Annotated in this window: 25 protein-coding genes; 9 read left to right on the forward strand and 16 right to left on the reverse strand. The window is 35.2% G+C overall.

Going from position 1 to position 22,689, the window contains the following annotated elements; translation table 11 throughout:
• Positions 1 to 17: 17 nt before the first annotated feature.
• The 3 genes from N4T20_RS06095 to N4T20_RS06105 form a co-directional block, all read right to left on the reverse strand.
• Complete coding sequence (locus tag N4T20_RS06095; protein WP_260672190.1) at positions 18 to 782, reverse strand: SGNH/GDSL hydrolase family protein; 765 nt, start codon at positions 780 to 782, stop codon at positions 18 to 20.
• 69 nt (positions 783 to 851) lie between these two features.
• Positions 852 to 1,634, reverse strand: a complete 783-nt coding sequence (locus tag N4T20_RS06100; protein ID WP_260672191.1) for a DUF3050 domain-containing protein — start codon at positions 1,632 to 1,634, stop codon at positions 852 to 854.
• 91 nt (positions 1,635 to 1,725) lie between these two features.
• Positions 1,726 to 2,904 (reverse strand): acyl-CoA dehydrogenase family protein, encoded by a 1,179-nt coding sequence (locus N4T20_RS06105; protein WP_260672192.1) that lies wholly within the window; start codon positions 2,902 to 2,904, stop codon positions 1,726 to 1,728.
• Positions 2,905 to 3,070: 166 nt separating this feature from the next.
• Here N4T20_RS06105 and N4T20_RS06110 point away from each other — a divergent pair, with 166 nt between their 5' ends.
• The gene (locus N4T20_RS06110; RefSeq protein ID WP_260672193.1) at positions 3,071 to 4,852 is read left to right on the forward strand and encodes an AraC family transcriptional regulator; all 1,782 of its coding nucleotides are present in this window, start codon (positions 3,071 to 3,073) and stop codon (positions 4,850 to 4,852) included.
• 10 nt (positions 4,853 to 4,862) lie between these two features.
• Here N4T20_RS06110 and N4T20_RS06115 read toward each other — a convergent pair whose 3' ends face one another.
• From N4T20_RS06115 to N4T20_RS06135, 5 genes are all read right to left on the reverse strand, one after another.
• Positions 4,863 to 5,009, reverse strand: coding sequence for a hypothetical protein (locus tag N4T20_RS06115; protein ID WP_260672194.1), 147 nt, complete (start codon positions 5,007 to 5,009; stop codon positions 4,863 to 4,865).
• A gap of 52 nt (positions 5,010 to 5,061) precedes the next feature.
• Positions 5,062 to 5,211 carry a hypothetical protein gene (locus N4T20_RS06120; RefSeq protein ID WP_260672195.1) on the reverse strand — a complete coding sequence of 50 codons (150 nt, stop codon included), beginning with the start codon at positions 5,209 to 5,211 and terminating at the stop codon, positions 5,062 to 5,064.
• A gap of 53 nt (positions 5,212 to 5,264) precedes the next feature.
• The gene (locus N4T20_RS06125) at positions 5,265 to 5,414 is read right to left on the reverse strand and encodes a hypothetical protein (protein ID WP_260672196.1); all 150 of its coding nucleotides are present in this window, start codon (positions 5,412 to 5,414) and stop codon (positions 5,265 to 5,267) included.
• A 53-nt stretch (positions 5,415 to 5,467) separates the two neighbouring features.
• Entirely contained in the window at positions 5,468 to 5,617 is a 150-nt protein-coding gene (locus tag N4T20_RS06130; protein ID WP_260672197.1) for an rSAM-modified peptide, read from the reverse strand.
• A 69-nt stretch (positions 5,618 to 5,686) separates the two neighbouring features.
• The gene (locus tag N4T20_RS06135; RefSeq protein WP_260672198.1) at positions 5,687 to 5,827 is read right to left on the reverse strand and encodes an rSAM-modified peptide; all 141 of its coding nucleotides are present in this window, start codon (positions 5,825 to 5,827) and stop codon (positions 5,687 to 5,689) included.
• 587 nt (positions 5,828 to 6,414) lie between these two features.
• On the opposite strand from N4T20_RS06135, the gene N4T20_RS06140 reads away from it, so the two are divergent.
• The 6 genes from N4T20_RS06140 to N4T20_RS06165 all read left to right on the forward strand — a co-directional run bounded on the left by N4T20_RS06140 (position 6,415) and on the right by N4T20_RS06165 (position 12,492).
• Entirely contained in the window at positions 6,415 to 7,971 is a 1,557-nt protein-coding gene (locus N4T20_RS06140) for a vitamin K epoxide reductase family protein (RefSeq protein WP_260672199.1), read from the forward strand.
• 64 nt (positions 7,972 to 8,035) lie between these two features.
• Complete coding sequence (locus tag N4T20_RS06145; protein WP_260672200.1) at positions 8,036 to 8,218, forward strand: hypothetical protein; 183 nt, start codon at positions 8,036 to 8,038, stop codon at positions 8,216 to 8,218.
• 69 nt (positions 8,219 to 8,287) lie between these two features.
• Complete coding sequence (locus N4T20_RS06150) at positions 8,288 to 8,428, forward strand: hypothetical protein (protein WP_260672201.1); 141 nt, start codon at positions 8,288 to 8,290, stop codon at positions 8,426 to 8,428.
• Between the two features lie 65 nt (positions 8,429 to 8,493).
• Positions 8,494 to 8,685, forward strand: coding sequence for a hypothetical protein (locus tag N4T20_RS06155; protein ID WP_260672202.1), 192 nt, complete (start codon positions 8,494 to 8,496; stop codon positions 8,683 to 8,685).
• 316 nt (positions 8,686 to 9,001) lie between these two features.
• Positions 9,002 to 11,194, forward strand: coding sequence for a peptidase domain-containing ABC transporter (locus N4T20_RS06160; protein WP_260672203.1), 2,193 nt, complete (start codon positions 9,002 to 9,004; stop codon positions 11,192 to 11,194).
• A 2-nt stretch (positions 11,195 to 11,196) separates the two neighbouring features.
• Positions 11,197 to 12,492, forward strand: a complete 1,296-nt coding sequence (locus N4T20_RS06165; RefSeq protein WP_260672204.1) for an HlyD family secretion protein — start codon at positions 11,197 to 11,199, stop codon at positions 12,490 to 12,492.
• 55 nt (positions 12,493 to 12,547) lie between these two features.
• Here the strand turns inward: N4T20_RS06165 and N4T20_RS06170 are convergent, their stop codons facing one another.
• From N4T20_RS06170 to N4T20_RS06180, 3 genes are all read right to left on the reverse strand, one after another.
• Positions 12,548 to 13,255 (reverse strand): tRNA1(Val) (adenine(37)-N6)-methyltransferase, encoded by a 708-nt coding sequence (locus N4T20_RS06170; RefSeq protein ID WP_260672205.1) that lies wholly within the window; start codon positions 13,253 to 13,255, stop codon positions 12,548 to 12,550.
• A gap of 354 nt (positions 13,256 to 13,609) precedes the next feature.
• On the reverse strand, positions 13,610 to 14,134 hold the full coding sequence (gene rimM / locus N4T20_RS06175; RefSeq protein ID WP_260672206.1) for a ribosome maturation factor RimM: 525 nt from the start codon (positions 14,132 to 14,134) through the stop codon (positions 13,610 to 13,612).
• Between the two features lie 16 nt (positions 14,135 to 14,150).
• On the reverse strand, positions 14,151 to 14,711 hold the full coding sequence (locus N4T20_RS06180) for a 30S ribosomal protein S16 (protein ID WP_260672207.1): 561 nt from the start codon (positions 14,709 to 14,711) through the stop codon (positions 14,151 to 14,153).
• Positions 14,712 to 14,900: 189 nt separating this feature from the next.
• On the opposite strand from N4T20_RS06180, the gene N4T20_RS06185 reads away from it, so the two are divergent.
• On the forward strand, positions 14,901 to 15,395 hold the full coding sequence (locus N4T20_RS06185) for a DUF6252 family protein (RefSeq protein ID WP_260672208.1): 495 nt from the start codon (positions 14,901 to 14,903) through the stop codon (positions 15,393 to 15,395).
• Positions 15,396 to 15,509: 114 nt separating this feature from the next.
• Entirely contained in the window at positions 15,510 to 15,857 is a 348-nt protein-coding gene (locus tag N4T20_RS06190) for an RNA recognition motif domain-containing protein (protein ID WP_260672209.1), read from the forward strand.
• 208 nt (positions 15,858 to 16,065) lie between these two features.
• On the opposite strand, the gene leuB is transcribed toward N4T20_RS06190, so the two are convergent.
• The 5 genes from leuB to N4T20_RS06215 all read right to left on the reverse strand — a co-directional run bounded on the left by leuB (position 16,066) and on the right by N4T20_RS06215 (position 22,595).
• A complete protein-coding gene (gene leuB / locus N4T20_RS06195; RefSeq protein WP_111425943.1) occupies positions 16,066 to 17,121 on the reverse strand; it encodes a 3-isopropylmalate dehydrogenase in 1,056 nt (351 codons plus the stop codon).
• Positions 17,122 to 17,230: 109 nt separating this feature from the next.
• Complete coding sequence (locus N4T20_RS06200; RefSeq protein WP_260672210.1) at positions 17,231 to 18,754, reverse strand: alpha-isopropylmalate synthase regulatory domain-containing protein; 1,524 nt, start codon at positions 18,752 to 18,754, stop codon at positions 17,231 to 17,233.
• A gap of 234 nt (positions 18,755 to 18,988) precedes the next feature.
• A complete protein-coding gene (gene leuD, locus N4T20_RS06205; RefSeq protein WP_091490627.1) occupies positions 18,989 to 19,585 on the reverse strand; it encodes a 3-isopropylmalate dehydratase small subunit in 597 nt (198 codons plus the stop codon).
• 175 nt (positions 19,586 to 19,760) lie between these two features.
• The gene (gene leuC, locus N4T20_RS06210; protein ID WP_260672211.1) at positions 19,761 to 21,155 is read right to left on the reverse strand and encodes a 3-isopropylmalate dehydratase large subunit; all 1,395 of its coding nucleotides are present in this window, start codon (positions 21,153 to 21,155) and stop codon (positions 19,761 to 19,763) included.
• Positions 21,156 to 21,674: 519 nt separating this feature from the next.
• Positions 21,675 to 22,595 carry an AraC family transcriptional regulator gene (locus N4T20_RS06215; protein ID WP_260672212.1) on the reverse strand — a complete coding sequence of 307 codons (921 nt, stop codon included), beginning with the start codon at positions 22,593 to 22,595 and terminating at the stop codon, positions 21,675 to 21,677.
• Positions 22,596 to 22,689: the final 94 nt, after the last annotated feature.

A 22,689-nucleotide genomic window follows, 5' to 3' on the forward strand; every position in this document is an offset into this window, starting at 1 on the left:
GCAATTGTAAGACTAATTTATTTCTGCAAAGCAGTTTTAACCTGCGGCAGCATTTTGTCGACAAACATTTTATACGCAGTTTCAGAAGGATGCAGTCCGTCTGAAGCAACAAGGCTCGGATTGTTAAGACCTTGTCTCGTAATATCGGTAATGGAAATAAACGCAACATTTCTGGAGATGCAGCAACGCTCAGCAAAACTGTTGTACTGGTTTATTTCGTTCGAAATTTTCATTCGGTTTGAATCGGTATAGTTGGCAGCAAATGGAGTATAGGCATAATCTGGAATCGATAGCACAATCACTTTTTTATTGTTGCCTTTGGCCAATGCGATTGCCTTATCGAGCAATTGTGGAAATTCTTTTTCGTAAACCGAAAAATCTAAATGCTGGTATTGATTGTTGACGCCAATTAAAAGGGTGACCAAATCATAATTGGATTCTGGATTTTGGGAATTGATTGCGGAAATTAAATTTGCCGTTGTCCATCCTGTTGTCGCAATGACTTTTAATGAAAAAGCGGTTTCGGGATAAATTGTCTGCAATTTAGCTTTGAGCTGTTCCGGATAGCGGCAGGTTTCGCACACGCTTTGTCCAATGGTATAACTGTCGCCTAAAGCAAGATAATTTATAGATTTTGAAATTGGAGCTGTGGGAACTTCTGCGGTTGGCGGAGTTGTTGCGGGAGGAACCGAAATGTTCTCAGAATCTGATTGCTCAGCGCTGCAGCTTAATAAAAATATGCTGAGTATAACAATAACTATTTGTTTGAAATGCGGTTTCATAATTTTGGCAAATTAGGTTTGTGAACATCTTAAACAAATAGTTACGTTAAATATATGAGTTCGGTTTTTTTAAACCATTTCGGCTTTCATCAAAATTTCTTCTTCGATGGCATTCCAAAGACCGATGCGTTTTTCTAGAGCTAAGATCGAAACTTCTTCAACTTCTTTCCATTTTTGAGCATCGTTCTCACACAACTCTGTAATCATGGTCATAGCCATTGGTCCGTGTTCATCGGCATCCAATTCGATATGTCTTTCAAAATAGTACAGCAATTTTGTTAAATCGGTTTCCGGAAGGTTTTTCTGGAAGTTTTTCAAAATTTCGGTAAACATACTCGGAATCAAGTCTTCTCTTCCAAAGGTAAAGGCTGCGGCAATTTCGTGAGGTTTGCCTTCTTCAATAACTCTAAAAGTAAAATCCAAGAAAGATTTTACATTAGGATGCAACTGGCTTTGTTTGATGGCAACAAATATGTTTTGAAGCGAATTTACTTCTGATAAAAAGTTTAAAATGCCAGTAGTGTCTGCGCCACAAGCTTCCATTGCCTCCAAATACATTTCGTAATGGCTTTGCCTTCTTCCGTCAAGCGTTAAATCGGTTTCTTCTGCAAGAACAATTTCATTGATTAAATAGCGAGTTTCTGGATTTTTGGTAGCAAACCAAGGCGTTGTTGTACAAGTAAGTTTGGCTTGTAATGCTTTTAACAAAGACATGAAATCCCAAACAGCAAAAACGTGAGTTTCTAGAAAACTGTGCAGGTCATTTATATTTTGAATCTTATTGTATAAAGAATGGTTTAAAAGTTGGTCTTTTTGAGGTTGAATGCTTTTGTTTATCGTTTCGATATTCATTTTTGAAAAAATTTTGATGCAAAGATAAAAAGCTTCTCCGTCAAGAAGAAGCTTTTCGCATTGATTTTATGTATATTTTAATAATTGGCGTTTATTTAAATGCTGGAATTCCAGTCACATCCATTCCAGTTATCAATAAATGTATGTCGTGAGTTCCTTCGTAAGTGATCACACTTTCAAGGTTCATCATATGGCGCATAATAGAGTATTCGCCAGTAATTCCCATACCTCCGAGCATTTGTCTGGCTTCTCTCGCAATGTTGATCGCCATATTTACGTTATTGCGTTTTGCCATAGAAATTTGTGCAGTTGTCGCTCTGCCTTCATTTCTTAAAACCCCTAAACGCCAAGTTAATAATTGCGCTTTTGTAATTTCGGTAATCATTTCAGCCAATTTTTTCTGCTGTAATTGAGTTCCTCCAATTGGTTTTCCGAATTGAATTCTTTCTTTTGAATATCTTAAAGCAGTATCATAGCAATCCATTGCAGCCCCAATTGCACCCCAAGCAATTCCGTAACGAGCAGAATCTAAACAGCCAAGAGGAGCGCCAAGACCAGATTTATTTGGCAAAAGGTTTTCTTTTGGAACTTTTACATTATCAAAAATTAATTCTCCCGTCGCAGAAGCGCGAAGCGACCATTTATTATGAGTTTCTGGTGTAGTGAAGCCTTCCATGCCGCGCTCAACAATTAAACCATGAATTCGGCCTTCTTCGTTTTTAGCCCAAACAATTGCAATATCTGCAAAAGGAGCATTAGAAATCCACATTTTAGCACCATTTAGAAGATAATGATCTCCCATATCTTTAAAATTGGTAATCATGCTTCCAGGATCAGAACCGTGATCAGGTTCAGTTAATCCGAAACATCCAATATATTCTCCTGTAGCCAGTTTTGGCAGGTATTTCATTCTTTGCTCTTCATTTCCGTATTTCCAAATAGGGTACATTACCAAAGATGATTGAACAGATGAGGTAGATCTTACGCCAGAATCGCCTCTTTCGATTTCCTGCATAATTAAACCGTAAGAGATCTGGTCTAATCCTGCGCCGCCGTATTCTACAGGAATATAAGGTCCGAAACCGCCGATTTCTCCAAGACCTTTAATAAGTTGTTTAGGAAATTCTGCTTTTTGAGCATATTCTTCTATAATAGGAGAAACTTCTTTTTTAACCCAAGCGCGAGCAGATTCGCGAACCAATTTATGTTCGTCTGATAATAAATCGTCAAGGTTAAAATAATCCGGAGATTGAAATAGGTCTGGTTTCATGTTTTTTAATTTTTAGCAAAGCAAATTTACATAATAAAAATATAACAAATACAGGTAAAATTGTTATATTTTTTTAAGGCAAAAATAAAATTAATAGGAATTTGGCAAATTAATTGTAGTTTATTGATAATTTATAGACTATTTTTGAATACCAAAAACAAACTTAATGAGGCTGATCATCTCTTTTTTCTTTTTACTATTACTATTTTCCAGTGGGACTGCCCAAACCAATGGGGAGCTCACGGAACAAAAGTACATAGAATTACAGGATAAAATCCGTTTCAGCATGAATGGTAACTTTGACCAAGGTCTTAAGTACGCCGCTGAATTAAAGAAATCTAACAACAATGAGCACATCTCTTTTGCTTATGGCGCGGGATCTTACCTTTATCAGTTAAAAAATAATAGAGCTAAATCTGATGAATGGTTTGCCAAGGCATTAACATACTATAATAAACTCCCAGAGTCGGTCCAAAAAATAAATCTTAGAGCATATCTATACAATTATAGAGGATTGACAGAATGGAAAAGGCGAAATTTTAGCAATGCGCTTAGCAATTATCAGGAAGGAATTAAGCTTTCTATTAAAACTAACGATGTTATACAGACTGTAAAGTTTAAAAGCAACATTGCCTTGGTTAATGAAGCAGTAGGCAATTATGAACTTGCTGTGAAAAACCTTAGACAGAATAGCGATTTCTTGGATAAGAATGAAAGTCTTTACGAAAAAGACCAATTTCAAAATAGTAAAAGTAATATTTATACCAATTTAGGAAATGTCTACGAAGGCTATTATATGAAAAACCGCAACAAATCGGTTTTGCTTGATTCGGCCGAATACTATTATAAAAGAGCGATAACTTATTCGCAAAACTATATAGATAATAAAATGACGGCTACTTTAAGTCTCGGAAATATCTATTTGTTAAAAAAAGATTTTAAAAATGCAGAGAAAGCTTATTTTGATATTTCGGTATACGCGAAACAAAATAACGATGAAAGTTATTACAAGACTGCAAATTATAACTTAGGAGATCTCTACTATTCTCAAAAAAAATACGACAAAGCTTTAATCTTCTTAAAAAAAGTTGATTCTCTATATCTTAAGGAAAAGAAAATAGACATGAGTTATTTTCAATCCAATTATATTCAGGCAAAAATTTACAATATTCAAAACGAACCTGAATTGGCTTTCAAGCATTCTAAAATTTATTTAGATTCTTATGAAAAATATCAGGGACAATTGCGAGAAGAAGCTTTAGAAGTTAATTACAAATTGGGCACCGCGAATCTAAGCGATGAGATGGTGAGCATTCAGGAGAAGTATAAATATGAGGTTTTATGGAATAAAGCCCTAAAAGTCTTCTACGTTATTTTGGTTGTTGGCATTGTGTTTTTCTTGATTAAGAATATTCGAGATAAAAATAAAGCGCAGAAAAAAATGAACGCTCTAATTGAAGAGTTTAAAACGAATCTTGAGAAAAAAGAAATAGAAAAAGCAGGCATCGAAAAAGCGGCTGCCGAAAAAATTGTGGTTTTAGAAGAGTCTCCAGAACTAGAAGACGCTCAGCTTAAAAAAGAAAATGCAAATCTTAGTATTGATGAGGCGAAAGAAAATAAAATTGTAGAAAAATTACTGGCATTAGAAGAAAAATTAGAATACTTAAATGCAGATTTTACGCTTTCGTATGTAGCTAAAAAAATTAAAACCAATACCACCTATTTATCTTATGTTGTCAATAAAAGATTTGGGAAATCTTTTGGAGAATATTCGAATGAATTGAAGATTAATTATGTTATTAATCAAATGATTACAAATCATCTCTATCGTAAATACTCCACTCAGGCAATTGCAGAAAGTGTTGGTTTTAAAAATGCAGTTTCATTTGCAAAATCGTTTCGCAAAAGAACTGGAGTGTCTCCAGCTCAATTTGCGAACAATATTTAAAACTGCATTATTAGCCATTTCCTCCTCCGTTAGTTTTTATAGGATAGCTCACAACAGGCGGATCAATAGGTTCATCTCCTCCTCTAATAATTCTTTGCGCTTTTCGGTCTATTTTTTCTGATTCGAAATCTTTGAATGTCAGTATTTTAGTTTTCATGGCTCTTTTTTTTGGATTAATTTTTTTGGATTTTTTACTTTTAAGATATGGATTAACCGTTTCCTCCTCCATTAGTTTTTATAGGATAGCTCACAACAGGCGGGTCAATAGAGCCGTTTTCTCCTCCTCTAATAATTCTTTGCGCTTTTCGGTCTATTTTTTCTGATTCAAAATCTTTGAATGTCAATATTTTAGTTTTCATGGTATTCTTTTTTAGGGTTGTTTTATATGGACTTTTATTTTTTAAGCTGCGAATTAACCGTTTCCTCCTCCATTAGTTTTAATTGGATAGCTCACAACAGGCGGGTCAATAGAGTCGTTTTCTCCTCCTCTAATAATTCTTTGCGCTTTTCGGTCTATTTTTTCTGATTCAAAATCTTTGAATGTCAATATTTTAGTTTTCATGATTCTCTTTTTTTGGATTGTTTTATTTGGACTTTTATTTTTTAAGCTGCGAATTAACCGTTTCCTCCTCCATTAGTTTTTATAGGATAGCTCACAACAGGCGGGTCAATAGAGTCGTTTTCACCTCCTCTAACAATTCTTTGCGCTTTTCGGTCTATTTTTTCTGATTCAAAATCTTTGAATGTTAATATTTTAGTTTTCATGGCTCTCTTTTTTTTTAAGTGTTTTGTTTGGGTTGTTTTATTTGGACTTTTACTTTTTTAAGATGTGAATTAACCGTTTCCTCCACCATTAGTTTTTAGAGGATCAGACGGATCGTTAGAATCGCTGCCTCCGCCTCGGATAATTTTTTGAGCTTCTTTATTCATTTTTTCTGCTTCGAAATCTGATAATTTAAATGTTGTATTTTTCATGTTGTTGAATTTTTAGTTTATATTTTTGTACTATTAATCTTTCATATGCATTTTTTTGCAACTTTGTCAAAAGCGGCAAATAAGAGCGCTAAAAATTGGTTTACGCTAAGTTTTTTTTTTGAGTTTTATTGGTTAAAAGCATTAAAGCTGAGTTTTATATTTGTAAGGCAAAACTTCTAAATTTGTACTCGCTTTTTGCTTTTCAGAGGGAGTTTTTTGCTACCGATTTGAGGTTTTTTCTTGACGATTTGATGGCGTTTTTTAGACCTCTTTTTTATGATTTTATATCTTCAAAATCATATGATTTTCGTGTCCTTATTTTCATGTTTTTTAAAGTTTCGATTATTGCTTATCCAAAACTAGATAAAAAGCGAAACCGTTAATCGAAAATAGCTTTTGTGCGCTTTTTATTGAAAAAAAACGATCTTAATTCCTTGTTTTGCAATATGTTGCTGTAATTACTATACTTGGTATAATTTATAAATTGTATGTGGTATAATTAATAAAATGTATGTGTTTATGTGATTTTTATGAATAAAAACCCCAATATTTGCAGTGTAATTATGATTTAAAAACGATCAAAAACGATGTTAAAACTGGTCCAAAAATTTCTACAAATCAATCGATACTCAGACATAAAAAATGAGTTCAAGGATCTGTTTTTGTCTCATCCGAATTATCCGAGTTTGTTTGCCATTACAGACTCGTTTGATTTGCTTTCTGTAGAGAACGCAGCTGTAAGAGTTTCGAAAGAGCAGATTGAAGATTTGCCTTCGAACTTTTTGGCGTATTTTAAAGATGAGTTGGTATTAGTCGAAAAATTTAAAAGCGGCGTTAGAATTACAACTCCAAAAAAAGGAATGCAGAAATTGTCTTATGATAAATTCCTTTTAGATTGGAATGGTGTTATTGTTGCCATTGAACCAAACAATGTCGTAGCAAGAGATAATCTAAAAATAGAATACAATTGGCTAAAATATTTTCTGCCTCTTGCACTTGTAGCAGGATTATCTTTCTACTACAACCGTTTTGACTGGTTTACAGCTTCTTTTTTAATAACATCGGTTCTTGGTTTAGTCGTAAGCATATTCATTGTGCAGGAAAGATGGGGAGTTAAAAACACCGTGATTTCAAAATTCTGTAATTTAAGTTCTAATTCTTCTTGTCATTCTGTAATAAGTTTCAATGATGATATTGCAAATAGATGGTTGAGTTTTTCAGATTTGCCACTGCTTTTCTTTGGCTCTAGCATTATAGCAATATTGGTTCAGCCTTTAAGTTCAACCATTTTTGTTGGATTTTTAAGTCTGCTTGCTATTCCAGTAATCGTTTGCTCGATCTGGATTCAAAAATTTGAGATTCAAAAATGGTGCATAATGTGCTTAGCCGTATCATTTTTAATATTGGTGCAAAGCGTTGTTTGGTTCTCATCAGATCTTTTTACACTGAGTTTTAGTTTCAATGCTATTTTCCCTTATGTATTTTCTTTATTGCTTTTAATACCAATTTGGGCATCAGTTAAAGTAATGATTAAGAAATCGCTTGATAATGAAAACTCTCTGAAAGAACTTAAAAAATTTAAGAGAAATTACTCGCTACTAAACTTCTTGTCCAAAAAAGTAAAATATAACAAAGGATTTGAAGATTTGAGAGGCTTGACATTTGGCAATAAAAATGCAGGAGTTAGACTCTCTGTAATTCTGAGCCCAAGCTGCGGACATTGTTATAAAACTTTTCAAGAAGCTTTCGATTTAGTATTGAAGTTTCCAGACAAAATATTTTTGAATGTTCTTTTTAATATTAATCCAGAAAATAACGACAATCCTTATAAGGCAGTTGTCGAGCGGCTTCTAACGATTAACAGAACTACACCTGGAAAAACTGTTGAAGCGATTTCAGATTGGTATATTAAAAGAATGCCACATAAAAAATGGCTTAAAAAATGGAATGTTGATTCTGTAAGCATGATGATAAATCAGGAAATTCAGAAACAATATGATTGGTGCTCTATGAACAATTTTAATTACACACCAATTAAAATTGTCAACGAAAGGCTATTTCCAAACGAATATGAATTGAACGAATTGAAGTATTTCTTAAACGATTATGTAGAAGAAGTTCAAGTTTTAGAAAAAATAGCTTAAGAAAATACAGAAGTTTCGACTGTTAAAATAGGAACAAATAACCCCAATTTAAAAACCTGCAGCGATGTTAAAGAACATTTTGAAATTGAAAGGTGCAGTAGAATTGACTGCGAATGAGCTGAAAACAATAAACGGAGATCATGCTCCTATTTGTGAAGACGGATTTAAAGCTAAAAGATGTACAGAATTTGGAACTGTGCCAGCATATTGGAACTGCATACCAAATAGTTACTTCGGAAGCTGCTAAAGAAGATTTTTTTAAGCATCAAGTTATAGAATATTTGAGGCTTAAACCAAAAAACGTAAATAGCCAGTTATGTTAGAAAAGATTTTAAAAAGCAAAGACACAAAAAAGCTGACAAAAAAAGAGCAAAAAAACATTTTGGGAAATGATGAATATTCGCAAGAAATCAATTGCCATGATGATGTTGCTTTCGAAAAACATTATGCTTGCTAATTTTAATATTTAAATGGTGACAGAGAAGAAAAAGCTCTGTTGCTGTTTAAAAAAAGGTATTAATTATGTTGAAGAAGATTTTAAAGCTTGAAGGCGCTCAATATATTAACAAATTTGAGCAGAAAACCATGAAAGGAGGAATTCCGGAATGCTGGATTCATGCTTTAGAAGCAGGATGCTTTTTAATACCGCCAGGCGAAACTTGTCCGCTAAATACATCATCGGGTATTTGTGATACAAGTCGTCTTTGTTGTTGATTTTTAACTTTTTTTAAAAGTAATACGATATAGCCTTATTTAGAATTTAGTCATGTTTTTTTTGAATGTATAGGCGCTCGATCGTGGAACATTGAGCAAATTCTCAGTATTGATGATTGGTACTGAGATTCTTAGGAGTTGGCCGCTGGGTTGTTTTTATTTGGTTAGGGTAACCGCGGCCATGTCCTAAAGAAATTGTGTTGCTAAAAATTTGTTTTTAAATACTGAAACAGAGAAGATTTAAATCTTCTCTGTTTTTTTTATGGTTTAACAAGATTTTTTTTTCTTAATTTGGTCAGGAATAAATCAGAATAAATTGAAAAAATTTACTCATTATAAACAAGCTGATTACAAAGATTGCGGCCCTACTTGTCTGAAAATTATAGCCAAACATTATGGCAAGACAATTCATATTCAGGATCTAAGAGAATTTAGCGAAACTACCCGAGAGGGGAGCAATCTGCTTTTCTTGAGTGATGCAGCCGAGAAAATCGGTTTTCGGACTTTGGGAGTAAAATTGAGCTTAGAAAGGCTGGAAGAGGCTCCTCTTCCGTGCATTCTGCATTGGAATAAAAACCATTATGTTGTACTCTATAAAATAAAAAAGGGGATTTATTATGTTTCAGATCCTGCTTTCGGCCTGATTGAATACAATAAAGAAGATTTTCTAAAATTCTGGATTGGCAGCAATGCCGACGATGAAACAAAGGAAGGAATTGCACTGCTGATTGAGGCAACTCCTAGTTTTTTCCAGGCTGATTTTGATAAAGAAGACCGTAAAGGGTTAGGGTTTGGAATTCTCTCGCAATATGTATTTCGATACAAATCCTTTCTTTTTCAGTTAAGCATCGGGCTATTGGCAGGCAGTTTGCTGCAGCTGATATTTCCATTTCTGACTCAGAGCATCGTCGATGTGGGAATTCAGAACCAGAATATTCATTTTATTTACCTGATTCTTTTTGCCCAGCTGTTTCTTTTTGCAGGACGGACAGGTCTGGAGCTCATAAGAAGCTGGATACTTTTACATCTTTCCACGCGCATCAATATTTCACTGATTTCCGATTTTTTTATCAAACTGATGAATCTGCCGATTTCTTTTTTTGATGTGAGAATGACCGGTGATATCATGCAGCGTATAAATGACCACCATAGAATCGAAAAAATACTTACGACATCCTCTTTAAATGTACTTTTTTCTGTCATCAATATGTTTGTATTGGGAGGAGTTCTGGCTTATTTTAACCTCAAGATATTTCTGGTGTTTTTTGTCGGAAGCCTTCTTTATTTTGGCTGGATAAGCCTATTTTTAAAACGAAGAGAAGCCTTAGACTACAAACGTTTTGCAGAAGTATCCAATGAACAAGGGAAAGTGATGGAGCTTATTAACGGAATGCAGGAAATTAAGCTTCATAATGCAGAAAAACAGAAGCGCTGGGGATGGGAATATGTTCAGGCAAGACTTTTCAGGGTTTCGATAAAAGGTTTGGTTTTAGAACAGTCGCAAACCATTGGCTCATCAGTAATAAATGAATTGAAAAATATTTTCATCACTTTCTTATCTGCAAAACTGGTCATCGACGGATCGATCACTTTGGGGATGATGCTGGCCATTAATTCGATCGTGGGCAGTTTAAATGGGCCCATTACACAGCTCATCCAATTTGTGAGAGAGCTTCAAGATGCTAAAATTTCATTGGCAAGACTTTCTGAAATTCACGAAAAAGAAGACGAAATGCAGCAGGAGCAGCATCAGTCCAATGATGTTCCCTATGATTCAGATATCGAATTAAAAAATGTCTCTTATCGCTATTTAGGTTCTGATATGCCTGTTTTAGACAGTTTAAGTTTAAAAATTCCGGCCAATAAAGTAACTGCGATAGTAGGAGTGAGCGGAAGCGGAAAAACAACGCTGATGAAGCTGCTTCTTAAATTTTATGAACCCGAAAAAGGAGAAGTCTTAATTGGGAATGCACAGCTTAAAAACATATCGCAGCACGCCTGGAGATCCAGCATCGGAGCTGTAATGCAGGAAGGATTTATTTTTAGCGACACCATTGCCAATAATATTGCTTTTGGAGCAGATAAAATTGACAAGAAGCGATTAGTCTATGCGGCTGATGTAGCAAATATCCAGCAGTATATAAGCGAGCTCCCGCTGGGCTACAATACCAAAATAGGGGCAGAAGGAGTAGGAATGAGCACCGGACAGAAACAGCGGCTGCTGATAGCCAGAGCGGTATACAAAAATCCAGAGATTCTGTTCTTTGACGAGGCAACATCGGCTCTGGATGCTAATAATGAAAAAGAAATTATGCAGAAGCTCGATATTTTCTTTAAAAACAAAACAGTAATTGTAATTGCGCACCGGTTAAGCACAGTAATGAATGCCGATCAGATTGTGGTTTTGGATAAAGGCAGGATTATAGAAGTAGGAAACCATACCGCGCTGGTTGAGCAGAAAGGAAATTATTTTGAATTGGTTAAAAATCAGCTGCAGCTAGGAAATTAATTATGGCAGAAAACAACGATACATTTGAATTGAGAAGTGAAGAGGTTCAGGACATCCTGACCAAAGTGCCGCATTGGATGATACGCTGGGGCACCGTTTTGATATTTGCCATAATAGTTATGCTTTTTTTTGTTTCATGGTTTGTCAAATATCCAGATGTTGTAAAAACAGAAATTGTAATAACGACTAATATTCCGCCAGAGAAAATTGTGTCAAAATCTTCTGGACGAATAGAAGCTATTCTGGTCAGAAATAAAATGCTGGTTGGAAAAAATAGCACGCTGGCCATTATTGAAAATACTGCCAATTATAAAGATGTTTTTCTGCTGAAAAAGATTGTAGACGGCTATGATATAAACAGCTCAAAAAAAGAGTTTCCTTTTGAGCTGTTGCAGAATACGCAGCTTGGCGAAATAGAAAGCGCATTTGCAGTATTCCAGAAAGATTATCAGGCTCAAGAATTAAATAAAGACCTGCATCCTTTTCAGGTGGAGAGCAGGGCGCAGCATTCTGAAAAAATCCAAATAACAGAAAGAATAGAAATTCTGCAGCAGCAGAAAACGATTAATGAGCGCGAATTAGAACTTCAGAAGAATGAAGTGGCGCGCTTTGAAACTTTATTCAATAAAGGAATTATTTCTGCTCAGGAAATGGAAGCAAAAAAACTCAGTTTCCTTCAGGCGCAAAAGAATTACAGAAGCCTATTGTCGTCGATTTCCCAATTGAGGTCTTCTCTTATTGACAACACAAAATCAAGCCAGAATTCGCAGATAAACAGCACCAGAGAAGAAGTTAACCTTGGGCGCAATGTTTCACAATCTTTTTATCAGCTGAAAAAAGTGATACGCGATTGGGAACTTGCTTATGCATTAAAATCTTCCATCAGCGGTAAAGTGACTTTCCTGCAGGTTTGGAATGAAAATCAGACCATAAATGTTGGGGATAATGTGTTTTCTATAATCCCAGATGCCAAAAATAGTTTTATCGGTAAAGTGAAAGCTCCGGCATTAAATTCAGGCAAAATCAAAGTAGGGCAGCGTGTCAATATCCGTCTGGCCAATTATCCCGATAGAGAATTTGGCGTTCTGAAAGGCGAAATCAAAAATATTTCGCTCGTGCCCGATAAAGACGGAAATCTCCTTATAGACGTCGCTCTTCCTAACGGATTAAAAACATCCTATAATAAACAGATTACGTTTCAGCAAGAAATGAAGGGGAGTGCAGAGATTGTAACCGAAGATCTGCGTTTAATAGAAAGAATCCTTTATCAGTTCAAAAGCATTTTTGAACAAGCATAAAATGATGATATGTTGTTCTTTGTTAGAGCTTTAAGTTTTGATAAAGATGTTCTTTTTACATCTTTAAGTAAAAATCTTTAGTAAGTTCAATATATTCAGGAGTATAAACGTGCCTGTCGATTTCGATAACTAATTCATTAGTCTCGATTTCAGCAACTTCATTTCGGCTAAAAGCCAATAAACTGCGTTTAATTTCAGATTTTGGATTTCCTTTTACTCGAGTAATTTTAAGAGGATATAGTTCAGCCTCTTTTGCCAGCGCAATAAATTTTTCTTCTTCTTTGAAAGGAATAATTAAAGCAAATATTCCGTTTTCTGAGAGTAATAAATCGGCAGCTTCGACCAATTCTTCAAAAGGCATTGCATCTTGAAAGCGGGCTAAATCGCGCTGTTCGTTTTCTGTTTTATAATCTTCGGCATAAAAAGGCGGATTTGAAACAATCAGATCATATTCATCTTCAGGTTCGTCAATAAATTCGTCTAAGCCAGCATGAAAACAAAACAATCTATCGCCCCAAGGAGAAGCATCAAAATTTTCTACAGCCTGTTCGTAAGCATCTTCATCAATTTCAAGAGCATCAATTTGTTCAGCATGAGTTCTTTGTGCAAGCATCAAAGCAATAATCCCTGTCCCTGCACCAATGTCTAATACACTAAACGGATTATGGTCAATTGGAGCCCAAGAGCCAAGCAATACGCCATCGGTACCAACTTTCATAGCGGTTTTATCTTGTTTGATAGAAAATTGTTTAAACTGAAACATAAATGTGAAATCGCAATTTTTTAAATTCCAAATTCCAAATCTGAATAAGAAAAATCAATAAAGAAGTTCCAAATCCCAATTGTAATGCGGAGTAGATTAATTTTAGAATTGCAAAAATACCATTAAATATAGATTCTGCATTCTTTTGCAAACAAAAACGTTCTTTCTTCTAAATTGTATGGTTTCATTTGGTTAAATTCCAATTTTTTAAAGTGTGAATATATAAAGAAACCACATACAAATAAGTTTTTTCTTTCAAAAAAAATCCCCTTTAAAGAATTTGAAATTTAAAAAATTGAAAATTTAACTCCACTAAAGCTTGGAATTTGGGATTTAAAAAATTGGAATTTTAAACTAAAGGTACATCTCGATAAGACCTTCAGGAAGATCCATAATTACTTTTTTGTTTTCGCGATCGATTTTTACAAGAAACTGGTCAATCATAGGGACCAAAATTTCGACTTCGCCATTTAAAACTTCAAAAAGAGGTTGGGCTGAAGAATCGTTAATAGAAGTGATTTTTCCAAAAACGCCTAAACGTTTGTCTTCAATTTCAAAACCAATAACTTCGTGGAAGTAGAATTTGTTGCCGGTAAGTTTTGGCAGCATGGTTAAAGGAAGGTAAATACCGTTGCCGATCAATGCGTCTGCATCTTCTTCTGTATTTACGTCTTCAAAACTAACTCTTAAAAAGTCATTTTTATGTAAAGCGCTTTTTTCAATAAAAAAAGGAATCAAGTGTTTGTTGTGTTCAACAAACACTGATTCCAGATTTTCGTATAACTCAGGCTCGTCTGTATCTAGATAGATCAGAACTTCACCCTTGAAACTAAATTTTTTAGCGATTTTACCTAAATAAAAACAGTCTTCTTTACGCATTATCGCCAAGTAAAAATTATGCTTCAGTTGTTTCGTTATTCTCTTCAGCAGCAGGAGCTTCTTCAGCGGCTTCAGCAACTTCTTCTGTAGCCTCTTCAGCTTGTGCAGCGGCAGCAGCTTCAGCTTGTGCAGCAGCAGCATCAGCAACACGTTTAGCGTTAACTTCTTGCTCAGCTTTTAAAGCTTTTGCTTTCACATCAGCTTTAGCTTTAGATAAACCTTCTTTTTTAGCATCAACTTTTCCAGCTTTTGCTTCTAACCAAGCAGTTAATTTAGCATCTGCTTGCTCTTGAGTTAAAGCACCTTTACGAACTCCTCCATCAAGGTGGTGTTTCAATAAAGCACCTTTGTAAGAAAGGATAGCTCTTGCAGTATCAGTTGGTTGAGCACCATCGTGTAACCATTTAACTGCGCTGTCAAGGTTTAACTCAACAGTTGCTGGGTTAGTGTTTGGATTGTAAGTACCGATTTTCTCTAAGTATTTACCATCTCTTTTTGAGCGTGCATCTGCAGCTACTACCCAGTAAAAAGGTTTTCCTTTTTTACCGTGTCTTTGTAATCTAATTTTTACTGACATAATCTAGTGATTAAATTTTGAGGTACTCGACCTCTGTTAATTAAGGGCGCAAAGATATAATTTTTTTACGAAAAATGCGTTTTAAAAAAGATTAAATATATTTGAGTTGTTTTTTTAGCATTTTTTTGACTTTTTAATTTAAGTATTTAGCTCTTAATGCGATACTTTTGCATCAAATTCATTTTAAATATGAAAAAATACTTTTACTTTTTATCACTTTTACTGCTGCTTGTATCTTGTACAGAGGATGTAAGATTTAATAATCCTGCTTTTCAGACCTTAAAAGATAATGCTTTTTGGAGGGCACAAGTTTATAAAGCCGGAATAGAAGCAAATGGGTTTTTTACTGTTGAAGGTTCTTTAGGTTACGAACAGATAAAATTTCAGATTTCTGAACCAGCCGAAAAAACATATGTCTTAGGAGTAAATGATGATGTAAAAGCCACTTTTAAAAATACGTATAAAGGACAAGAAGCAGAATTTACGACTGGAACAGGTAAAGGAAGTGGGGAAGTTGTTGTTACAGAGTACAATACCGTTGATAAAACCATTTCCGGGACGTTTAAATTTACAGCAGTCAATGTCGATTCTGGAGCTGAAAAACAGCAAATGCATTTTACAGAAGGTGTTTTTTATAAAATTCCAGTAACGTCAGAAGGCAACTTTGTTCCTGTAAATGATTAAGTTTTTGGTTTGGGTATTTTTTATCAAATCAAAATAAAAACTTAAATAAATTCATAACATGGTAGATTAGATGTAAATAAGACTACATTTGCTTCTTATTATAAATAAATATCTATGAATATTTTCGTTGGAAGCCTTCCATTCAGTATTGAGGAAGCAGATTTAAGAGAGTCTTTTGAGGCTTATGGAACAGTTGACTCTGTTAAAATTATTACTGATAAATTTACTGGAAGAAGTAAAGGCTTTGGTTTTGTTGAAATGCCAAATGATAGCGAAGCTCAGAAAGCTATCGACGAATTGAACGGTGCTGTGGTTTCAGGTCGTACAATTGTTGTAAATAAATCTGAGCCAAAACCGGAGGGCGAAAGAAGAAGTTTTAATAACAACCGCGGAGGAAACGATCGTGGTGGTTACGGAAACAACAACCGTGGCGGAGATCGCGGAAACAGAAGAGAATATTAATGTTTTTTTTCTAAAATATAAAAGGGATCAACGAGAAAGTTGATCCCTTTTTTTATGTTGTTTTTTATCCTCTATAAGGATTGTCAGGCTGAGCGAAGTCGAAGCCTTATGTGTTGTGCCTTTCGACTCCGCGCAGGGTGACATCAGAAGTTTTTATTTTCAGCAGCGTGAAACCTGAAACTTGAAACAAATAAAACTTGAAACAAAATTATACATTCGCAGCCAACCAATCGCCAACTTCCTTAGTGCCGTATGCTTTGCCTCCATTAGCTAAATCTTCTGTAACTACTCCAGCTTCTAAAGCTTTGTTTACAGCGTCTCTCATTGCTTTTCCTTCTTCCATCAATCCGAAGTTTTCGAACATCATAGCGGCAGATAAAATTGTAGCCATCGGATTGGCAATGTTTAATCCTGTAGCTTGTGGGTAAGAGCCGTGAATAGGTTCAAATAAAGATACTTCAGCTCCCATAGATGCAGAAGGCATTAGTCCCATTGAGCCTGAAATGACAGAAGCTTCATCTGTTAAGATATCTCCAAATAAGTTTTCAGTAATCAATACATCATAAGAGTTTGGCCATTGAACCAAGCGCATTGCTACAGCGTCAACAAACTCGTAGCTCACTTCAACTTCTGGATAATCTTTTTCCATCGCTTGAACAGTTTCTCTCCATAAACGAGAAGTTTCCAAAACGTTTGCTTTATCAACACAGCATAATTTTTTAGAACGGGTCATGGCCAATTCAAAACCTTTTTTAGCTAAACGCTGCACTTCAGCTCTTGTGTAAACGCAGTTGTCGTAAGCTGTATCTCCGTTGTCTTTTCTTCCTTTTTCACCGAAATAAATTCCGCCGGTTAATTCTCTTAAGAAAACTAAGTCAGTTCCTTCGATTCTTTCTCTTTTTAATGGAGATTTATCTAATAAAGATGGGAATGTGAAAGTTGGTCTTACGTTTGCGAACAAACCTAATGCTTTACGCATTTTTAATAAACCCTGTTCTGGACGTACTGGTGCAGAAGGATCGTTATCATATTTAGGGTGGCCGATTGCTCCAAAAAGAACCGCATCAGCATTTTTACAAACTTCGTGTGTTGAATCTGGATAAGGTTCTCCTACAGCATCAATTGCGGCAGCTCCAGTTAAAGCTGGTTTCCAAGTGATTTCATGTCCAAACTTTTTTGCAACAGCATCAGATACTTTTACAGCTTCATTTATTACTTCTGGTCCGATTCCGTCTCCGGCTAAAAGGGCTATGTTTAATTTCATTTTTAAGTATTTATTATTTTAAGGTTCAAAGTGGCAAAGGTTCAAAGGTTCAAAGTTTTAAAAGCAGGTAAAAACCTTTGCGCCTTTGCCGCTTTGAACCTTTGTAACTCTAATCGGTAATCACGTTTAACATTTTCTGCGTTGCAATAATCGCTGCAACGGTCTGGTCCGAATCTAAACCGCGGGTTTTGAATTCTTTTCCGTTGTTGACCCATGTAATAATGGTTTCGCACAACGCATCAGAACTACTTCCTGGCGGGATTCTCACGGCATAATCGATCAATTTTGGAAGCGTAAGTTTTTTGCTTTTGTAAATTTTGGATAAAGCATTCATAAAAGCATCAAACTGACCATCTCCCTGAGCATTTTCTTCGATTATTTCTCCGTTTAAATTTAAAGATAAAGTCGTAGATGGGCGCATTCCTTTAGAATGCACCAGCATATAAGAGTTTATCGTAATTTTTTCTTCGTAAGTATGGCTATCCAAAACATCAGAAATAATGTATGGAAGATCTTCTTTTGTAACTGTTTCTTTTTTGTCGCCCAATTCTATAATTCTTTGGGTTACCAATTTTAAATCTTCGTTGTTTAGTTTTAAGCCTAATTCCTGAAGATTCTTCTCGATATTGGCTTTTCCTGAAGTTTTTCCTAGAGCGTATTTTCTTTTTCTTCCAAAACGTTCTGGAAGCAAGTCATTAAAATAAAGATTGTTTTTATTGTCGCCATCAGCGTGGATTCCGGCTGTTTGCGTAAAAACGTTGTCGCCCACAATTGGCTTGTTTGCAGGAATTCTGTAGCCCGTAAAAGTTTCAACCAATTTGCTTACAGAGTATAATGAAGTTTCTTTAATACCGATATTTACTTCTGGCATATAATCATTGATAACCGCCACAGTACTTTCAAGCGGTGCGTTTCCAGCGCGTTCTCCCATTCCGTTTACTGTTACGTGAAGTCCGTTGATTCCCGCTTTTATCGCTTCCATAACATTGGCAACACTTAAGTCGTAATCGTTATGAGCATGGAAATCAAAATGAATGCTGGGATATTTTGCTCTAATTTTCGAAATAAATTCAAAAGTTAGAGACGGAATTAAAACGCCTAAAGTATCAGGAAGTAAAACTCTTTTAATTGGCTGAGTTGCTAAAAAATCTAGGAATTGAAAAACATAATCGGGAGAATTTCGCATTCCGTTGCTCCAGTCTTCCAAATAAACATTGGTTTCAATATTATTTTCTTTTGCTAAAGCAATGATTTGAGCAATTTCAGAAAAATGCTGTTCTGGAGTTTTTTTTAATTGATGCGTTAAATGGTTCATTGAGCCCTTGGTCAGCAAATTCTGCACTTTGGCACCGGCTTTTTTCATCCAGTCAATTGAAACTCCGCCATCAACAAACGTCAAAACTTCAATTCTGTTGATATATCCTTTTTCCTCGGCCCAAGAAGTAATGCCGTTTACGGCCTGAAATTCTCCTTCGCTCACACGTGCAGAAGCAATTTCGATTCTATCAATATTTAATTCCTCCAGCAACAATTGCGCAATGGTCAGTTTTTCTGCAGCAGAAAATGATACCCCTGAGGTTTGTTCACCATCACGGAGCGTCGTATCCATTATTTCAATTTTTCTTTTTTCCATATTGATATTCTAATTTCTAACGGGTTGGATTTGATGTCCGATTTTAATTTTTGACGCTGATTTTACGGATTCGCCTTGCGAAAACGCGGATTTTTGTTTTAGCCTAAAAAAAGAAATCTGTTTTTTTTCTGCGTCTTTGCAAAGCAAATCAGTTTTATCCGCGCCCTATTTATTCTAGAAAGACCCGAGAGGTTTTGAAGCCTGTCGGGTCTAATAGACTGAATGATATTTCTATTAGTAAGGAAGTTTATCAGCAAAAGCTTTAATGTCTTCCTTCATGTCTTGCAAATAATCAATGTCATCAAAACCATTAATTAAATTGTTCTTTTTGTAGCCGTTAATAGCAAAAGATTCTTGCTCGCCAGTTGACAGCAAAGTAATGGTTTGGTTTGGAAGATTGATTTCTAATTCTGTTTTTGGATCAGCTTCAATAGCTTTGAAAATATTAGCTAAAAATTCAGGGCTGATTTGTACTGGTAAAACACCAATATTCAAACAGTTTCCTTTGAAGATATCTGCAAAGAAGCTAGAAACTACAGCGCGGAATCCGTAATCGTAAACTGCCCAAGCAGCGTGCTCTCTAGAAGATCCAGAACCGAAGTTTTTTCCTCCCACAAGGATTTTTCCGCTGTATGTAGGATTGTTTAAAACGAAATCTGCTTTTGGAGTATCGTCTCCATTGTATCTCCAGTCTCTGAAAAGATTGTCTCCAAAACCTTCACGTTTTGTAGCTTTTAAGAAACGAGCTGGAATGATTTGATCTGTATCGACGTTCTCAATTGGCAACGGTACACCGCTGCTTGTAAGTATATTAAATTTATCGTATGCCATTTTTTGGAATTTTAGATTTTAGATTTTAGATTATTAGATTTTAGATTTTCTTTTTGAAAAACTTAAACTTAGAATCTAAAATAGTTTTGTATTAAATAATGTTAATCAATTTTATTTGAAGAAATTTAGATGAAGATTACGCGAAGTGAGAAATCTAAAATCTAAAATCTCCAATCTAAAATAGCTCGCGCGGATCTGTTAGTTTTCCTGTAACTGCTGCCGCTGCTGCCATAATTGGACTAGCAAGTAGCGTTCTTGAGCCAGGACCTTGACGACCTTCAAAGTTTCTGTTTGACGTACTTACTGCATATTTTCCAGCAGGAACTTTATCGTCGTTCATTGCTAAACAAGCAGAACATCCAGGCTGGCGTAATACAAAACCAGCTTCGGTTAAAATGTCTAAAATTCCTTCTTCTTTAATTTGTGCTTCAACAACGTGAGAACCCGGAACGAGCCAAGCGGTAACATTATCAGCTTTTTTTCTTCCTTTTACAATTTCGGCGAAAGCTCTAAAATCTTCAATACGTCCGTTTGTGCAGCTTCCCAAGAAAACGTAGTCGATTTGTTTTCCGATCATTACGTCATCTTCATTGAAGCCCATGTAAGCCAATGATTTTTTGTAAGTTTCTTCACCGCCTTCAACTTCTTTTGCACTTGGAATATGTTTTGTGATACCAATTCCCATTCCTGGGTTTGTACCGTAAGTAATCATTGGTTCGATGTCTTCAGCTTTGATGTTTAATTCCGCATCAAACACAGCATCAGCATCCGTTTTTAAAGTTTTCCAATATTCAACAGCTTTTGTCCAAGCTTCTCCTTTTGGAGCATACAATCTTCCTTCAAGGAAATCGAAAGTAGTTTGGTCAGGGGCAATCATTCCTCCACGAGCACCCATTTCGATACTTAAATTACAAACAGTCATACGACCTTCCATAGTCATGTTTTCAAAAACATCACCCGCGTACTCTACGAAGTAACCAGTTCCTCCAGAGGTAGTTAATTTAGAGATGATATAAAGTGCAACATCTTTTGGGCCAACACCTTTGCTTAATTGACCGTTTACGTTAATACGCATTTTCTTTGGTTTAGGCTGCATGATACATTGAGTAGAAAGCACCATCTCAACCTCAGAAGTTCCGATACCGAAAGCGATAGCTCCAAAAGCACCGTGAGTAGACGTATGCGAATCACCGCATACAATAGTAGCGCCTGGCAAAGTAATTCCGTTTTCAGGACCAACTACGTGTACAATTCCGTTTTTTTGGTGGCCTAATCCCCAGTGCGAAATTCCGTATTCGTTTGCATTGTCTTCAAGAGCTTTAAGTTGGTTTGCAGAAAGCGGATCTTGAACTGGTAAATGTTGGTTTATGGTTGGTGTATTGTGGTCGGCAGTTGCAAAAGTACGTTCTGGATATAATACATTAACGCCTCTTGATTTTAATCCTAAAAAAGCAACAGGACTTGTAACCTCATGAATGAAATGGCGGTCAATAAAAAACACATCTGGCCCATCTTCAATTTTACGCACAACATGTGAATCCCATACTTTGTCAAATAATGTCTTACTCATTTTTTATTTTTTTAAATTGTAATTTCTATAACCACAGCAATTTCCTGTTCATTATAATAGCAAAACAAAAGTAAAAAAAGATAAAAAAGCGTCAATTTCGATATTTCATTATATACGATACCCAAACTAATTTACAAATTGCCAAACGGCTTTTGCAGACTGAAATTTGAAAGAAAAATGATAAAGAAACGTATTTGCTTTTCCTTTTTCGGCTTTAATTTTACCAGTTTGTTTTTTGTTTTAATAGTTTGCAAATTTATCTCAAAATCAATATAAAATATAAGTATTTGATGAAAAAAAATCTAACAAAATGAATAAAAATAGTAATAATTGTTAGTTTTGATTTCTTTTCAAAAAGTGCGTTTCTTAGATTTTTAGAAGCTTTTTTGGGAGTTTTTCAGGTGCTATTTAGATTCAATAAAATACCAAAATACTACGACATCCAAGAAGTGTATTTTTATGAAATTTTATGTTTTTTTGAAGCAAAAACTGATTTTTAGAAGACAGTGTTTTTGAAAGTTAATTCAGGGAATTTTTAAACTCTAATGGAGTCAGACTAGTTTTCTTTTTGAATAATTTGCTAAATGATTGAGGATATTCGAAACCTAATTGATAAGCAATTTCTGCTACCGAAAGATTGGTCGTAATCAGAAAATCTTTTGACTTTTCAATTAATTTTGAATGAATATGCTGTTGGGCGTTTTGTCCCGTTAAGTTCCGAAGCATATCGCTTAGATAATGGCTTGAAACATTAATCTGTGAAGCCAGAAATTCTACGGTAGGCAATCCTTTTTTTAAGGTTTCTGCATTGCTGATATAGTTGTCCAGAGTATTTTCAACTTTCAATAATAAATCGTGGCTGATCGTTTTTCTGGTAATGAACTGGCGTTTGTAAAAACGATTGCTATAATTCAGCAGAACATCTATATACGAAACAATCACATCCTGACTCATTTCGTGTATAGCGGTATTGAGTTCGTTGTCGATGCTTTGCAATAATCCGACAATAATTGTTTTCTCGCTGTCTGAAAGATGCAGAGCTTCATTGGTGTCATAAGAAAAGAAGCCGTATTTTTTGATGCTTTTTCCTAAAGGATAATTTCGGATAAAATCGGGATGAAATAAAAGTGTATAACCGCCGTATTCAGCGCCTTCTTCATTTTCGGTAAAAATTAATTGGCTGGGAGAAGCAAACATGAGTCCGCCTTCAGTGAAATCATAATAACCCTGGCCATATCCCATTTTTCCTTTGGTAGAAAACTTATAGGAGATTTTATAAAAATCGAGTAAAAAGGCATGGTTTGCAATATCTTCATTGATGATTAACTGCGTATTGTCTACCAAGCTCACCATCGGATGAAGCGGTTTTGGCAGTCGAAGCAGATCGTGAAACTGCGATATAGAAGAGATTTTTGCCGGATTATAGTTTTTCTTTTCCATTATATAAAAGTATGAAATTTTGAGAGACTAAAAAAAGCTTCGGAGAAGCGAAATAGGTATAGAAATTGCAATTATTATCGAGAGTGGAGTTCCA

The organism is Flavobacterium sp. TR2 (genome assembly GCF_025252405.1).
GTDB lineage: Bacteria > Bacteroidota > Bacteroidia > Flavobacteriales > Flavobacteriaceae > Flavobacterium.